Origin of the sequence: Pseudomonas sp. Marseille-P9899, assembly GCF_903166565.1 — a bacterium.
Lineage (GTDB): Bacteria > Pseudomonadota > Gammaproteobacteria > Pseudomonadales > Pseudomonadaceae > Aquipseudomonas > Aquipseudomonas huaxiensis.
The window spans coordinates 1299704-1313844 of sequence record NZ_CAESCG010000002.1 but is presented as its reverse complement, the minus strand read 5'-3'; the positions used below and the strand labels follow the sequence as shown (position 1 = coordinate 1313844).

Below are 14141 nucleotides of genomic sequence, written 5' to 3'. Positions count from 1 at the left end.
GCCATGAATGCTTAATATGAATACTAAAGAGCAAAGTGAAGGTTCACCAATGGTTTAATCGCATATCGTTATATCGGGTTCAGGAGCCGGAATCGGCGGGCTTTGCAGCCGCTGCGGGCTGCATGTCGTAGGCGCGGATCCAGTCATCGGAGCGAGCCTGCCACTGGATGCGCGGCGAGGCGCCGTAGGTGAACGGCTGCTCGTAGAGGTACAACACCGGCGCCTGCTCGCACAGGTGGGCGGTGGCCTCCTGGTACGTGGCGCGGCGTGTGGGTTCATCGAGCACGCTGCGCCCGGCGGCGAGCAGGCGGTCGAGCTTCGCGTCGCGGTAATAGGCGTAGATGCTGTCGCTTTGCAGCAGCGACAGCACGCCGTCGGCATCGAGGCTGGGCCAGGCGTAGGCGAGCAAGGCCATGTCGCCGAGCTTCTGCGCCTTGAGGTAGCGATTGATCCAGGTGGAAAAGTCGTACTGCACCAGCTCGATATCCAGGCCGACAGCCTGCAATTGCGAGGCGATCACCTGGGTCACCTCGTCGCCTTGCAGGTAGGTGTTGGCCGGCACCTCCAGACGCAGGCGGGTGCCTGGGGCGACGCCCGATTCGGCGAGCAGGCGCCGGGCCTTCGCCGGATCATAGGGATAGGCGCGCAGGTCCGCGTTGTAGCCGAAATAGACCGGCGTGAGCAGTTGGCAAGCGCTGACCGCCGCCTGACCATCGAACAGCGCCGAGGTCATGCCCTGCTTGTCGATCGCATAGTTGAGCGCCTGCCGCACCCGCACATCGTTCAACGGTGGGCGCAGCGTATTGAGCTTGATGAACACCGAGCGAGTGCCCGGCGCACTGACGCCGGCCAGCGCCCTGCCGCTACCCTGGATACGCCGCACCTCGCTCAGCGGGATGGCGTTGATCCAGTCGACCTCGCCGGCCAGCAGCGCCGACACCCGCGCCGAGGCATCCGGCAGGCTATGCAGGCGCACCTGATCGAACGCCGGGCGCGACTGCCAGGACTGTTCGTTGCGCACCAGCGTCAGCACATCACCCTGTTGCCGCGAGCCGATCCGGTACGGGCCGCTGGGCATCACCTCGCGGGCCGGGTCGTGGCTGGCGGTCCAGCGGGGCGGCAGCATGAACAGCATCGACAGCTGGGCCGGCAAGGTGGGAAACGCGCCGTCGGTGACGATCACTAACGTATGCGGGCCTTCGGCATGGGCACTGGCGATCTGCCGGAACCACGGCGCGATGCGCGACTTGGTCGCGGGGTCTCGCACCCGGTTCAGATTCCACACCACCGCCTCGGCATCCAGCGGCTCGCCGTTGGCGAAGCGCGCCTGCGGCGCGAGGTCGAACTCCCAGCGGGTCGGCTCCAGGTTGCGCCAACGCAAGGCCAGCGACGGCTGCAGGCGCAGGTCCGGCCCGCGCAGGATCAGCGCGTTGTACAGGTGGCTGGCCACGCTCAGGTCGGTGGCGATGGTCGCGGACATGTGCGGGTCGAAGGTGTTCACATCGCCGTTCAGGGCGATATCGACATGGCTGTCGGCCTGGGCCGGCAGCGCCAGGGCAATCAGCAGGGCAAGCAAGGCACGCATGGCTTATCCGAGAACATAGTGGTCAGGCCCCACCAGACGCAGGCTCGCGTCGTCGCCGATGGGGTGTTGTTGCGGGTCGAAGTACAACCGCTGGCGGGCCCGCTCGATGCGCGGGTCGGGCACCGGCACGGCGGACAGCAGCGCCTGGGTATAAGGGTGGCGCGGGTCGCTGAACAGTTGCGCGGTGGGCGCCAGTTCGACGATCCGCCCCTCGCGCATCACCGCCACCCGCTGGCTGACGTGGCGGACCATGCTCAGGTCATGGCTGATGAACAGGTAGGTGACGCCCAGCTCCTGTTGCAGGTCCATCAGCAGGTTGATGATCTGGGCCTGGATCGACACGTCCAACGCGGTGATCGGCTCGTCGGCAACGATCAGTTTCGGTTTCAGCGCGATGGCCCGGGCGATGCACAGGCGCTGGCGCTGACCGCCGGAAAACTCGCGGGCACGACGATCGCCCATGGCCGGGTCGAGCCCGACCTTGCGCATCAGCCCGGCGACCTGGCGTTGCAGGTCATCCGCGTCAAAGAACGCCTTGTGCACCCGCAGCGGCTCGGCAACGAAATCGGCCACCGCCATGCGCGGGTCGATGGCGCTGTAGGGGTCCTGGAAGATCACTTGCAGATCCCGTCGCACCGCCCGCAGGCGCGCCGCGTCCAGGCCGTCGATGCGCTGGCCGGCGAATTCGACGCGGCCGGAATCGGCCCGGTCCAGGCCGCTGAGCAAGCGCCCGAGGGTGCTTTTGCCCGAGCCGGACTCGCCCACCAGCGCCAGGGTTTCTCCCGGCATGATGTGCAGGCTGACATCGCGCACCGCCAGGGTGCTGGTCTGGCGCAGCCATCCGCCCTGGCGGAAGGTCCGCGACAGGCCTTCGGCCCGAAGCAAGGGTTGCAGGCTCATATACCGCCCTCCCGGGCAATGATCGATCGCAAGTCATACCAACTGGCGGACAGGTGCCCGGCAGCGCCCTCGGCCACCTGGCGCAGGGGCGGCTGCTCGATGAAACAGCGCGGCGTGGCGTAGCGATTGCGCGCCGCGAACGGGTCGCCCGGCCGCGCCGTGCGCAGGTCCGGCGGCTGGCCGGGGATAGCCTGCAAGCGCTGGCGCTCGGGGCGCGGCAGCGAACGCAACAGGCCCAGGGTGTAGGCGTTGCGCGGATCGTAGAACAGCGCATCGACCGGGCCGCGCTCGAGGATGCGCCCGGCATACATCACCTGCACCGTGTCGGCCAGCCGGGCGACCACGCCAAGGTCGTGGGAAATCCAGATCAGGCTCAGGCCCAGTTGCGCCTTGAGCGCCATGACCAGATCGACGATCTGGGCCTGGACCGTGACGTCCAGTGCCGTGGTGGCCTCGTCGGCGATCAGCAGCTTCGGCCCGAGGGAAATCCCCATGGCGATCAGCACCCGCTGGCGCAGGCCGCCGGACAGTTGATGGGGGAACTGGCGCAGGCGTTTTTCCGCCTCGCCGATACCGACCTGATCGAGCAACTCCCGGCAGCGCTGGCGGGCCTCGCGCTCGCTCAGGCCGAGGTGGTATTTCAGCGGCGCTTTCAGTTGCTGGCCGATGGTCAGCAGCGGATTGAGCGCCGTCATCGGGTCCTGGAACACGAAGCCGATATGGCGGCCGCGGATCTGCGTCCACTCACGCCGGCTGAGGCCGCGCAGGTCGCGGCCTTCGAAGCGGATGCTACCGCCAAGAATGCGCGCGCCGGGATGGTCGAGCAGGCCGGCGATGGCCAGGGCATGGACGCTTTTGCCGCTGCCGCTTTCGCCGACGATACCGAGGGTTTCGCCGGCTTCTACGCGGTAGCTCATGTGGTCGACTGCCAGCAGCAGACCCTGGGCGGTGTCGAAACCGATGCTGAGGTTATCGATTTCCAGCAACGCGCTCATCGCCCTCTCCCCGGTTGGTGTTGATCGAAGCGGCGCTTGAACGCCCGGCTCAGCAGGTTGACGCTGAGCACGGCCAGCAGGATCGCCAGCCCGGGAAAGGCCACGACCCACCAGGCCTGGGCCATGTAGATCTGCCCTTCGACCAGCATCCGTCCCCAGCTTGCCAGCGGCGGCTGCACACCCAGGCCAAGGAAACTCAGCGAAGCCTCGACGATAATGACCCGCGCCACTTCCAGGGTGGCGATCACCAGGCACGCCCCGGCGATATTGGGCAGGATGTGGCGCAACAGGATGCGCCCGTCTCCCGCGCCGATGGCGTGGCTGCTGAGGATGAATTCCATGCCGCGCAACTGCATGACCTGGGCGCGGATCACCCGGGCGAAACCGGTCCAGCCGGTCAGCACCAGCACCCAGACCAGATTGCCCAGCCCCGGCCCCAGCACCGCCGCCACCAGCAAGGCCAGAAGCAGGCCGGGCAGCGCCAGTTGCATGTCCACCAGGCGCATCAGCAGCGTATCGAGCCAGCCGCCGACATAGCCGGCGAGCATGCCGACGGTGATCCCCAGCACGCCACTCAGGCACACCGAAACCAGCGCCACAGCGAAGGTCAGCGCCGCGCCCTGGATGATCCGCCCGAGCAGATCACGGCCCAGTTGATCGGTGCCCAGCCAGTGCTGCGCATCGGGCGCGCGCAGGCGCTGGCCCAGGTCGATATGCGCAGGGTCGACCAGCCCTTGCACGCAGAGCACGGCAAGCATCAGCAATAGCCCCGCCACCCAGACCGGGCGCAGGTTGTTCAAGGCAGCCTTGATCATCGACGCCCCCCATGGGCAATGCGTGGGTCCAACCACTGATTGAGCAGATCGACCAGCAGGTTGATCGCCACGAACAGCACCGCCGCGACCAACACGGCGGCCTGGATCACCGGAAAGTCCTGGCTGTTGATCGACTGCACCAGCAAGCGCCCGCTGCCCGGCCAGGAGAACACCGTCTCCACCACCACCGCGCCGCCTAGCAGTTCGCCGGCGACAATGCCGAGGAAGGTGATCACCGGCACCAGCCCGTTGCGCAGCACATGCCAGCGAAACACATGGTTCCATGGCAGACCGGCCGCCAGCGCGGTACGCACGTGCTCGCCGTGCAGCGCTTCAAGCAGGCTGGCCTGAAGGAAACGCGCGACGCTGGCGGCGATGAACGCCCCCAGGGTCACCGCCGGCAGCACCAGATGGCTGGCCTTGCCGTAGCCGCCACTGGGCAGCCAGCCGAGGTTTACCGCAAACAGCATCACCAGCAGCATTCCCAGCCAGAAGCCGGGAGTGGCCTGGGCCAGCAGCACCAGCGGTTGCAGAATGAAGCGCGTCAGGCGATCGCCCCGGGTCGCCAGCGCAATCGCCGCCAGACCGCCACTCAGCACGCCGAACGCCAGCGCCGAACCGCCCAGCAGCAAGGTCGCCGGCAGCCGCTCCAGCACTTGGGCGAGCGCCGGCTTGCCGCTGATAAACGATTGGCCGAAATCGCCCTCGAACGCCTGGCTGAGGTAATGCAGGTATTGCTCCCAGAGCGGCAGATCCAGCCCCAACTGGCCCCGCAGCGCATCGATCTGCGCAGCGCTGGCGCCGATGGGCAGCAACAGCGCCGACGGGTCGCCAATAAACCGGGTAATCACGAATACCAGGGTCACGGCGCCCCAGACGGCAACCAGCGCACTGGCCAGGCGATGCCACATCAGCAGGTTCCTCCGCTGGCCGCGTTCATGCCGACGCCGTATCGGGCTGCGGTTCGCCCAGGTTGAGCATGAGCCGGTTGGCCCAGGCGAAGATCGCCACAACATGGACCAGATCGAGTATTTCGCCATCGCTGAGCTGCGCACGCAGGTCACGCACCTGTTCCTCATGGGTGCCGGCGGGTTGCAGGGTCAGGGCGATGGCGAAGCGGATGATCGCCCGCTCGCGGTCGGTGTCGCCGGCCGTCCACGGGTCGGCGAAGACCTGGGCGATGACCGAGTTGCGCTTGGCCAGTTGTTCGTAGCGCTGGGCATGCACCGAGGCGCAATAGACACAACGGTTGACCCGCGACACCACCACGCTGGCCAGCTCCCGCTCGGCCCGGGACAGGCCGCCCGGTGCGTACATGATGGCGTTGAAGGCCAGCGAGCGGTGACGCAGGATCTCCGGCTGATGGGCCAGGGTCAGGTAGTACTCCGAGACCAGCGCGCGGGGATGGCTCTCTTTCAGCACGCTCAGTTGCTCGCTGCTGGCGGTGTCCTTGTCCACCAGCGGCAGCCAGCTTTTCCAGATGAGGCTGGCGTTGGTGAAGCCCTGTTCTTCGATCAATTCATTCATGCCGGCTCCCTCTTCTCACCGATCAGCGACAAACCGCCCAGCAGGCGCGCTTCGAACGCCAGGAACGCGACCAATTGCGCAAGGCTCACCGCCTCGACCGGCCCCAGACCCTGTTCGAGCAGACCGTGCAGGGCTTCGCGATCACCCTGTTCGGGCGCCAGCGTGAGCACCCGGGCATAGCCCAGAATCCGCTGCAAGCGTGGGTCGCCCACGCCTTCAAGGTCGTCGGCCTCGATCGCCGCCCGCCAGACCGGCGCGAGGCCGTCGTCCAGCAGTTGGCTGCGGTAATACTCGGCCAGCGCAGGCTGGGCATTGAGCACCGCGACGTAGAGGGCGACCGCATGGCGGGTGTGGAGGTCGAGGGCTTGGTCGAGGCCGGGATCGAACAACGCGGCGTGGCTGTCCCGGGTCGCCTGCACGACCTTGTCGCGGCTGGCGCGCAGGTCATGCAGGTACGGGCTGGCCGGCAACAGAACGGACAACAGATCCGGCCCGGATGAAAGGGAAACGGTCATGGCACTACCTCGGAGGATGGGCGGGAATCACGGGTTCACAGCAGCTCTTCAGGTGCGAGGACACCGGCGGTCCATTCGTCCCCCTGCAACTCAGGTTCTTCGTAGGCCTGCATCTGCGCGAAATGCCAGGTGATGTCCTCGCCGAACAACTGCCCGGCAAGCGCCTGGGCGATGCGTTTGGCGCCATCGCTGATGGCCGGGATATCCCCGGAAACACCGCCATAGGTGAGCGCTGCGGGGTAGTTGAAGCAATGCACCCGGCCAAGCCCCGGACAACTGCCGGGATGGGCCTCCTGGAATTCGAACTGGGCGCCAAGGTCCGGTAACTGCGCCAGCTCGCTGGCGCCCTCGTTGCTAGCGAAGCCGGCATGGTCCGACCAGACCCGCACATGGGGCGCAAGCCCCGCGAACTCCGCACGCGTCGCCAGGTCGTTGCGGAACCCGGTGGCGAACACGATGAAGTCATAGGTCAGGTTCGCCTGCGGCGTGCGCACGAGCAATTCGTCGCCCTCGCCCACCACCACCGATTCGAGGGGGCTGTCGAACAGGAACCGGGCATTGCCGTGTTTCGAGACGCGCAGGGTGCTGCCCTGCGGCGGCGGCACCTGCTGGACTTCCAAGTAACGGCGGATCCGCCATTTCCACGCGTCCGGCAAGCGCCAGTAACCGTGGGTCATGCCCGGACTGCCGGCGCCCTTGCCCTTGTTCACCCGTGGCAACTGCGCCCGGCGAATCAGCAGATCGACGCGCTGCGCGCCGGCTTCCAGGGCGGTCGCCGCCGCGTCCATGGCCGAGGCCCCGCCGCCGACCACCGCCACGCGCTTGCCGGCAAAGTGCTCGTCGTGCAGGCCGTCGGCCGAATGCGCCCACAGGTGCCGGGGCAGCGCCGTGGCAATCTCCGGCACCCAGGGGCCACCCAAGCCATCGCGGCCGGTCGCCAGGACCACATGGCGGGCAAGCACGATGAAGTCGCCGCCCGGCGATTCGACGTGCAGGCGCACATGGTCTTCGCGACTGGCGTCGACGTTGGCGACGCGGTGCCGGTTGCGCACCTCCAGCTTGAGCACCTGACGATACCAGCGCAGGTACTGCGCCCATTGCAGACGGGGAATCTTGTCGAGGGCGTCCCAGGCGGCGACGCCGAATTGCGCCTGGAACCAGGCGCGAAACGTCAATGCGGGCAGGCCCAGGGCCGGGCCGCTCAATTGCTTGGGCGAGCGCAGGGTTTCCATGCGCGCCGTGGTGATCCACGGGCCTTCGAGGCCTTCGTCGGCTTTGTCGAACAGGCAGGCCGGCACGCCCAGATGCTTGAGTTCGGCAGCGAGCGCAAGGCCGGCCATGCCACCGCCGACGATCACAACCGGGAGCACGGGCTGACCCTCCAGCGTCTGCTCCGGGATCCACTCCCTGGCGGGCAGTCCCAACCATTCGAGGTCTTCGGCAAGCCGCTGTTCAAGGGCATCCAGGCCCGGGGAAGGTGAAGATAGGGACATGTAGGTACTCGATGAAAGACCGTGGCCGATGAATTCACTTTATGTATTCATACGGCATTTGAATTCTTAAATCGAATACTATGGGCGAGACTTAATTTCTCCAAAGACTAAAAAACGCTATTCATATGCCCGCAGGTTCAGTCACTGACTGGCATAGATCGACTGCATCAGCGCGTCATGACGGTTGGCCGGATGGACGATAACCCCGGGCATCAGCTCGTGGCAGGCCGCTTCCAGCGCCACCACCAATTGCCGGGCGGCATCGGACAGCGGGCTGGCGAACGGCGTCACCAGGCCGAAGAAGAACGGAATATCCACCTCGATCGGCCGCACCACCACGCCATTGAGCGGCACGCCAAGGGCGGTGAACGGGTCCGCCAGGGCGATGCCCAATCCGACCCGGGCCATCTGGATGGCGATCAGCGAAGAGTTGGTGTCGATGATGTGCGCAGGCTTCACCCCGGCGGCTTCGAAGGCTTTGTCGATGCGTCGGCGGAAGCGGAACGGGTTGGAAATGCTCGCGAGGGTATGGGCCGCCAGGCGCTCCATGCTGATCACCGCTTCGTCCGCCAGCGGCGAATCCACGGGCAGCACCGCCACGCACGGCGCCTGGGCGATCCAGTGCAGCTCCAGCCCGCGGTGCTCCAGCGGCAGGCTGACCACGCCCAGGTCGACGGTCTTGGACAGCACCGCCTCGATCGCGGGGCCGGGCAGCATGCTGTGCACCTGCAATTGTTGCGGGCGCAGCGCCTCGGGCAGGTTGGCCAGGGTCTGCGGAATCAGCCCGGTGGCCAGCGCTGCGGTGGCGACGATACGCAGCGAACTGTTCTCGTTGCGGGCGATGCTCTGCGCCCGCTGCTGCACATGGCGGATGCCCTGCAGGGCGCTCTCCACCTCGGCGGTGAGCAGGAAGGCCTTCTGCGTCGGCGTGACTTTCGGGCCGCTGCGCTCGAACAGGGCGAAGCCGAGCTCCTGCTCCAGCTCCTGGATCAACCGGGTGATGGTGGGCTGGGAGCGGCCGAGCATTTGCCCGGCGCCCGTCACGCTGCCGGCGGACATAACGGCTGCGAAAGCCTCGAGTTGGCGCAGATCCACAAATTCTCCTTGATGACATCGATGCCGATGGCCCAGCGGCCGGGTGCGCTGATTCTTCAATCAAGTGGAACTCATTGCAATCTAAAAGGAGGGCCGGCTAGCCTTGCGCCTGAACTGCAACGTCGCGCTATCAACCTTTGCTCAGAGCACCGTCAATCCCAACCCGGCCAGCAACATGCCGGCCTGGCTTCGCGAAATGATCGCGCCCTTGAACAATTTCGCGTCGACCAGCCGAAGCCCTTGCAGGCTGGCCTCGCGCAGGTCGGCGTCATCGAAGCGTGCGTTATTGACCCGCGCCATCGACAGACTGCCGCCCTCGACAAACACCGCCTTGCGGAAGTCGCAGTAGGTCAGGTCGGCTTCGCTGAAATCGATGTTGTGCAACTCGGACTTGTAAAAGGAGATCCCCGAAAGCATTGCGCTGTTCAGCCGGCAATCAGAGAAACTCAGGCCCAGTGAAGAGGCCAGGTCGCCAAAGTTGCCGCCGGTGAGCTTGCAGCCGTCAAAACGCACGTGGGCCAGCTTGCTGCGTTGCCACTTGCTGTTGTTCAGGTCACACCGCTCAAAGCTGGCATCGGTGAGCACCGCAGAGCGAAAATTGACTTCCGCCGCCCGGCAACTGACCCATTGGGTCCCCATCACGTTGGCGGCGGTGAAGTCGGCGCCGGTTAAAATACACCGCTCAAACTGCGCCCCTTCCAGATTGGCCCTGGCCAGATCCTGACCACTCAAGTCGAGCCCGACACACTGCAGCGGCAGGGGCTGGATGCCAATAAAATCAGTCAGCGTCTTGCCCTCGAACATCTCGGGGTCAACACGAAAATAATCACTTTTGGCCTGCATGCGAGCTCCGGCTGCACCGTTGGAAGGGAGGCATCTTCTGGTTCATGCGCGGTGAGGTCAAGAATGAGATCGCCGTGTTGAGCACTGCCGTGCGCGCAGTTGGCGTGGATCGCTTCAGTCAAATGGAGCGAAGGTTGACCCGCCTGGACAGTTCCTCCGCCGACTCCTTGCGCTCGGAATAGCGGTCCACCAGATAATCCTGGCGATCGCGCAGCAGCAGCGTGAACTTGGTCAGCTCCTCCATCACATCCACCAGGCGGTCGTAGAAGGAAGACGGTTTCATCCGGCCAGCGTCGTCGAACTCCAGAAACGCCTTAGGTACCGAGGACTGGTTGGGGATGGTGAACATGCGCATCCAACGGCCCAGCACACGCAGCTGGTTGACCACGTTGAACGACTGCGAGCCACCACACACCTGCAGCACCGCCAGGGTCTTGCCCTGGGTTGGACGAACCGCGCCCATGGCCAGCGGCACCCAATCGATCTGCGCCTTGAACACGGCGCTCATCGAGCCATGACGCTCGGGCGAGCACCATACCTGCCCTTCGGACCACTGCATCAGTTCGCGCAGCTCACGCACCTTTTCGTGGGAATCCGGGGCGTCATCCGGCAGTGGCAATCCCGAAGGATCGAAAATGCGGGTTTCGGCGCCGAACGTCTCCAGCAGCCGCGCGGCTTCCTGGACCATCAAGCGGCTGAATGAACGCTCGCGGGTCGATCCATACAGCAGCAGGATGCGCGGTTTGTGCGTGGAAGGATCCTTCGGTTCCAGTCGCTCCAGCGACGGCAGGTCGATCTGGTCTGGCTGGATGTTTGGCAGGTGGTCGTTCATTTCGGTCTCCATTGATCCAGGGCTTACAGCGCGCCAATGCGGGCAAGTTCGGCTTTCAGCTCGTCCTGGCTCAGTTGCGGGAAAGGCAGCGCAATAAAGGCGCGTACGCGCTCATCGATCTTTGCCAGGGTGGCCTGGAAGGCTTGTTCGATTTGCGCCTCGCTCCCGGTGACCGCCGAAGGGTCGGCCAGGCCCCAATGGGCCTTGAGCGAAGGGCCGAATAAGATCGGGCAGGCCTCGCCGGCAGCGCGGTCGCACACGGTGATGACGATGTCAGGGGGAGCGCTTTCGAAAGCATCCGATGCTTTGCTCGACAGGCCAGCGGTCGAGATGCCGGCGGCTTCCAGGGTCTGCAGTGCCCGCTCATTGACCTTGCCGCTGGGGAAGCTGCCCGAGCTCACAGCCTGCATCCCCTCGGGGGCCAGGTGATTGAACAGTGCTTCGGACAGGATGCTGCGGCAACTGTTGTGGGTGCACATGAACAAGACGTTCATCAGGTATCTCCGGTTCAAAAGCTCAGGCGCAAATCGGCGTCAGGATCAAGCACAGGCCGCCGGGCTTTGTGGCCGCGCGCCCATTTCAGCGAGGCGCAGCGCATCGGGGCTCAGCCATTGCGTGTTGGTATCGACAACGCTCTTGAGCATCACCTGCACCCATTCCGGCAAGGACGGGTTGAGGCGGTAATAGACCCACTGCCCCTGGCGCCGGTCCATGAGAATGCCGGCTTCGCGCAGTTGGGCCAGGTGCCGGGAAATTTTCGGCTGGCTCAGGTCCAGCGCGCAGGTGAGTTCACAGACGCAAAGCTCACCTTCACGGGCAATCAGCAAGGTCATCCGGGCTCGGGTTTCATCAGCCAGGCACTTGAAAACGACGGGGGGGGTCAAGGTTTCCTGCATGTGGATTCCTGGGCAATGCTTGGGCGTGAAATATCTGGAAACGCGAATATATGCCTAATCAAATATATGGTAAAGCAGATATTTCAACCTCCTTGTTTTACGGGAGCGAACGCCGATCAGCCTCTGCCAGAGCACTGAAAACGGAACGCTAGCGCTTGGCCATCAACTGCGCTAAACCCTGATTGCTTGAATAACGAAATACTCTGCGAGCCCTGTTTTGATATGCACGCAAACTATCGTGTGCTGCCGAAAACATGCGCGCCTAGTAGTTCAAGCAGCCCACGCAAGCTAATTTCATGGAGAGATAAATGCGCGTATCAAAACCACTCATCTATAGTTTTACGTTGACCGCATTCGGCTCATTTTCTCAGGTGCACGCCAACGATAACGCCTGTGAAATGTCTCATTCATTCACGCACAACGGCAGTCATACCAAGATACTGAGCGCTAGCAAAGGAACCCCCTCGCTCTACTACCGTACGAAAATGAACGTTAATACGGATGGTGCGAGCAGGTCTTATCATCCTGATGACCCTAATGGATCAAACATCGCTTACAACAACATGGCCAACGCTATTACCGCCGCCTGGAATGCCTCGGGGCAGCGGATAACCTGTGATGGAGGAAAGGCTGAAAATCGTAAAGGAAAGTGCTACGCGGAGTTCATCCAATCGTTCGAAGGGGCCCGCGACGTTGACTACAACCCCGGTAAATATCCCAGAGTTGAAACGGGCAGCATCATTCCGTGGCTTAAGACCGGCTCAATAGACTGGCCCAGACCTTGTCAGATCGCAGAGGGTACCAACAAAGGCTTTTTTGTATCTCAAACGTCGCTCAGGCTGAGCGCCGGATCTACGTGCGACCCCAGTATTTATGTGGATAGCCTTTCAATAAATGCTGTGGTTCATCCTCGCCTGACAAAATGGTCGTCCCAAGGCATCGTTACGGACGGCGGGGATCTAGTAGTTTTAAGAAACCGGAATAACGGAAAGATTGCCTATGCAATTCATGGTGACAGGGGACCGGAAGGAAAACTTGGAGAAGGCAGTATAGCCCTGACCTCCAACTTATCCGGAACGCCGGTTCTTTCGACGGACAGTTACAAGGAAATCAAGAAACTGTCCTTGGCCTCTGTTGACTACCTTGTGTTCCCGGCCAGTGACGTAGTCAGGCATTTCGGTAAAACCGAGACCATAACCCAAGACAAAATTGATCAATACGGTACCGAGATTTTTGAACAGTGGGGCGGCGTTGCCAGGCTCAATGCCTGTGCGAGTCTGTAACAACCGAATATGATTCCAGGCACGCAGGGAACGGGCGACACGACGTGAGTCGTGTCGCCCTGCCCCACTTAAACAGTAAACACAATCCGTTCCGCAGCGCTGCGCTGCCAGGTCGATTCCACTTCGCTCAAAGGAACGGCCTCGGCCTCGACGTGCAGATTCGCCGGCTTGATCGCCCGGAGCAATTGTCCAACGATCTTTACAAGGTCTTCGTTGGAGACACTTCCCAGACCACTGCCCATCATTTCCAGGCCGGAGCTGCGCAGCACGCCCGGACTCATCGGCAAGGTTGCCCCGGCCAGCGTGCCGATGTTGACGAAGCGCAGGCGCGGCGCAGCACCGCCACCACCGTGGCCGAGCAACGCGTCGAGAATGCAGGCCGCCGGTTGCCCCCAGAGGTAGTCGAGTACGACTTCGATCCCCCTGCCCTGGATTTCCTCACGAAACGCAGCGGTCAGTTGGTCGGCCGGCTGGTCCAGGCGGATGAAGTCGTCGGCGCCGAGTTCGCGCAGTTCTGCCTCCACCGCCGGGTTACGCGCGGTCGCCACGATCCGCGAGGCGCCCAGGTGCCGGGCCACCTGGATCGCCAGCCGCCCGGACGTGCCGGCAGCACCGTTGATCAACACCCGCTCGCCCGGCTTAAAGCCTGCGCGTGCCTGCAGGGCCGCCCAGGAGGACATGCCAGGGTTGGCGATCGCGGCGGCGGTGATGTCGTCGATATCATCCGGCACGGCCACGCAATTGCGCGCATCCACGGCCACGGTCTCGGCCATCGCGCCGATGGGCGCCCGGGGAAAGGCGAAGTACACGCGGCTGCCGTCTTCAAGCAGGCCGACGCCATCGGCGCCGGGCACTAACGGCAGCGTCTTGCCGCTGCTGTAGTGCTTGCCACTGGCCTGGGCACGCACCAGTTGGCTGAGCGCGGCGGCACGAACACGCACCAGGACTTCACCGGGCGCGGCGTGCGGGGCTTCGATCTCGCCGTAGCGCGGCGGTTGGTCGAAGGCGTGAACGATGGCGGCTTTCATGAACAGACTCCATTGGATTATCAAAGGTGGGCTGGAGAGCAAGGCAGCTCGCCCCATGGTTTCACAACTGCTCGCGCCAGAAAATCCCGACCACCTCGCGTAGCCCGAGCATCAGAACCAACCCACCGATAAGGCCGAAACCCAATGCAGAACGGGTGGCAAGGTTGAAATTACGCAGAAACAGCATGTGCAAAACCCTGAAAAACGAAATGAAGAGCGGACGGCGCCGGCTCGTGACCGACGCCGCCGAACTCCGTAGGGGGGAAAGACGCCACAAGGTGCGGGTAGCACCCGCGACGGCATGCGCGTCCGGTGCATGACGGTAACCAGGCCA

The 14141-nt window shown here is 63.9% G+C and carries 16 protein-coding genes; 1 reads left to right on the top strand and 15 read right to left on the bottom strand.

Annotated features, from left to right (window positions below):
- Nucleotides 1-79: 79 nt before the first annotated feature.
- The 13 genes from HWV67_RS15375 to HWV67_RS15315 form a co-directional block, all read right to left on the bottom strand.
- Complete coding sequence (locus tag HWV67_RS15375; protein ID WP_175651833.1) at nt 80-1585, bottom strand: ABC transporter substrate-binding protein; 1506 nt, start codon at nt 1583-1585, stop codon at nt 80-82.
- Between the two features lie 3 nt (nt 1586-1588).
- Nucleotides 1589-2485 carry an ATP-binding cassette domain-containing protein gene (locus tag HWV67_RS15370; protein WP_175651832.1) on the bottom strand — a complete coding sequence of 299 codons (897 nt, stop codon included), beginning with the start codon at nt 2483-2485 and terminating at the stop codon, nt 1589-1591.
- Nucleotides 2482-3480, bottom strand: coding sequence for an ABC transporter ATP-binding protein (locus HWV67_RS15365; RefSeq protein WP_175651831.1), 999 nt, complete (start codon nt 3478-3480; stop codon nt 2482-2484). The genes HWV67_RS15370 and HWV67_RS15365 overlap by 4 nt, the downstream gene beginning before the upstream one ends.
- On the bottom strand, nt 3477-4295 hold the full coding sequence (locus tag HWV67_RS15360) for an ABC transporter permease (RefSeq protein ID WP_175651830.1): 819 nt from the start codon (nt 4293-4295) through the stop codon (nt 3477-3479). Before HWV67_RS15360 ends, HWV67_RS15365 begins: the two co-directional genes overlap by 4 nt.
- The gene (locus HWV67_RS15355; RefSeq protein WP_175651829.1) at nt 4292-5206 is read right to left on the bottom strand and encodes an ABC transporter permease; all 915 of its coding nucleotides are present in this window, start codon (nt 5204-5206) and stop codon (nt 4292-4294) included. Before HWV67_RS15355 ends, HWV67_RS15360 begins: the two co-directional genes overlap by 4 nt.
- A 25-nt stretch (nt 5207-5231) precedes the next feature.
- Complete coding sequence (locus tag HWV67_RS15350; RefSeq protein ID WP_175651828.1) at nt 5232-5822, bottom strand: peroxidase-related enzyme; 591 nt, start codon at nt 5820-5822, stop codon at nt 5232-5234.
- On the bottom strand, nt 5819-6337 hold the full coding sequence (locus HWV67_RS15345) for a CMD domain-containing protein (RefSeq protein ID WP_175651827.1): 519 nt from the start codon (nt 6335-6337) through the stop codon (nt 5819-5821). The genes HWV67_RS15350 and HWV67_RS15345 overlap by 4 nt, the downstream gene beginning before the upstream one ends.
- Nucleotides 6338-6372: 35 nt before the next feature.
- Nucleotides 6373-7830, bottom strand: a complete 1458-nt coding sequence (locus tag HWV67_RS15340) for an FAD-dependent oxidoreductase (protein WP_175651826.1) — start codon at nt 7828-7830, stop codon at nt 6373-6375.
- Between the two features lie 141 nt (nt 7831-7971).
- Nucleotides 7972-8925, bottom strand: coding sequence for a LysR family transcriptional regulator (locus HWV67_RS15335; protein ID WP_095155107.1), 954 nt, complete (start codon nt 8923-8925; stop codon nt 7972-7974).
- A 141-nt stretch (nt 8926-9066) separates the two neighbouring features.
- Nucleotides 9067-9768, bottom strand: a complete 702-nt coding sequence (locus tag HWV67_RS15330; protein WP_175651825.1) for a pentapeptide repeat-containing protein — start codon at nt 9766-9768, stop codon at nt 9067-9069.
- Between the two features lie 118 nt (nt 9769-9886).
- Nucleotides 9887-10600, bottom strand: a complete 714-nt coding sequence (gene arsH / locus HWV67_RS15325) for an arsenical resistance protein ArsH (protein WP_175651824.1) — start codon at nt 10598-10600, stop codon at nt 9887-9889.
- A gap of 23 nt (nt 10601-10623) precedes the next feature.
- On the bottom strand, nt 10624-11094 hold the full coding sequence (locus tag HWV67_RS15320; protein ID WP_175651823.1) for an arsenate reductase ArsC: 471 nt from the start codon (nt 11092-11094) through the stop codon (nt 10624-10626).
- A 45-nt stretch (nt 11095-11139) separates the two neighbouring features.
- Nucleotides 11140-11496 carry a metalloregulator ArsR/SmtB family transcription factor gene (locus HWV67_RS15315; RefSeq protein WP_110972755.1) on the bottom strand — a complete coding sequence of 119 codons (357 nt, stop codon included), beginning with the start codon at nt 11494-11496 and terminating at the stop codon, nt 11140-11142.
- Between the two features lie 308 nt (nt 11497-11804).
- Here HWV67_RS15315 and HWV67_RS15310 point away from each other — a divergent pair, with 308 nt between their 5' ends.
- Nucleotides 11805-12779, top strand: coding sequence for a glycoside hydrolase family 75 protein (locus tag HWV67_RS15310; protein WP_175651822.1), 975 nt, complete (start codon nt 11805-11807; stop codon nt 12777-12779).
- Between the two features lie 68 nt (nt 12780-12847).
- Here the strand turns inward: HWV67_RS15310 and HWV67_RS15305 are convergent, their stop codons facing one another.
- Together HWV67_RS15305 and HWV67_RS31740 are read right to left on the bottom strand one after the other, a co-directional pair.
- Complete coding sequence (locus HWV67_RS15305; protein WP_175651821.1) at nt 12848-13807, bottom strand: quinone oxidoreductase family protein; 960 nt, start codon at nt 13805-13807, stop codon at nt 12848-12850.
- 61 nt (nt 13808-13868) lie between these two features.
- Nucleotides 13869-13994 (bottom strand): hypothetical protein, encoded by a 126-nt coding sequence (locus HWV67_RS31740; RefSeq protein ID WP_256680122.1) that lies wholly within the window; start codon nt 13992-13994, stop codon nt 13869-13871.
- Nucleotides 13995-14141 lie beyond the last annotated feature (147 nt).

Coding starts and splice junctions, on each gene's coding strand:
- HWV67_RS15375 (WP_175651833.1), bottom strand. CDS start 1,585: ATGCGTGCCTTGCTTGCCCTGCTGATTGCCCTGGCGCTGCCGGCCCAG.
- HWV67_RS15370 (WP_175651832.1), bottom strand. CDS start 2,485: ATGAGCCTGCAACCCTTGCTTCGGGCCGAAGGCCTGTCGCGGACCTTC.
- HWV67_RS15365 (WP_175651831.1), bottom strand. CDS start 3,480: ATGAGCGCGTTGCTGGAAATCGATAACCTCAGCATCGGTTTCGACACC.
- HWV67_RS15360 (WP_175651830.1), bottom strand. CDS start 4,295: ATGATCAAGGCTGCCTTGAACAACCTGCGCCCGGTCTGGGTGGCGGGG.
- HWV67_RS15355 (WP_175651829.1), bottom strand. CDS start 5,206: ATGTGGCATCGCCTGGCCAGTGCGCTGGTTGCCGTCTGGGGCGCCGTG.
- HWV67_RS15350 (WP_175651828.1), bottom strand. CDS start 5,822: ATGAATGAATTGATCGAAGAACAGGGCTTCACCAACGCCAGCCTCATC.
- HWV67_RS15345 (WP_175651827.1), bottom strand. CDS start 6,337: ATGACCGTTTCCCTTTCATCCGGGCCGGATCTGTTGTCCGTTCTGTTG.
- HWV67_RS15340 (WP_175651826.1), bottom strand. CDS start 7,830: ATGTCCCTATCTTCACCTTCCCCGGGCCTGGATGCCCTTGAACAGCGG.
- HWV67_RS15330 (WP_175651825.1), bottom strand. CDS start 9,768: ATGCAGGCCAAAAGTGATTATTTTCGTGTTGACCCCGAGATGTTCGAG.
- arsH (WP_175651824.1), bottom strand. CDS start 10,600: ATGAACGACCACCTGCCAAACATCCAGCCAGACCAGATCGACCTGCCG.
- HWV67_RS15320 (WP_175651823.1), bottom strand. CDS start 11,094: ATGAACGTCTTGTTCATGTGCACCCACAACAGTTGCCGCAGCATCCTG.
- HWV67_RS15315 (WP_110972755.1), bottom strand. CDS start 11,496: ATGCAGGAAACCTTGACCCCCCCCGTCGTTTTCAAGTGCCTGGCTGAT.
- HWV67_RS15310 (WP_175651822.1), top strand. CDS start 11,805: ATGCGCGTATCAAAACCACTCATCTATAGTTTTACGTTGACCGCATTC.
- HWV67_RS15305 (WP_175651821.1), bottom strand. CDS start 13,807: ATGAAAGCCGCCATCGTTCACGCCTTCGACCAACCGCCGCGCTACGGC.
- HWV67_RS31740 (WP_256680122.1), bottom strand. CDS start 13,994: ATGCTGTTTCTGCGTAATTTCAACCTTGCCACCCGTTCTGCATTGGGT.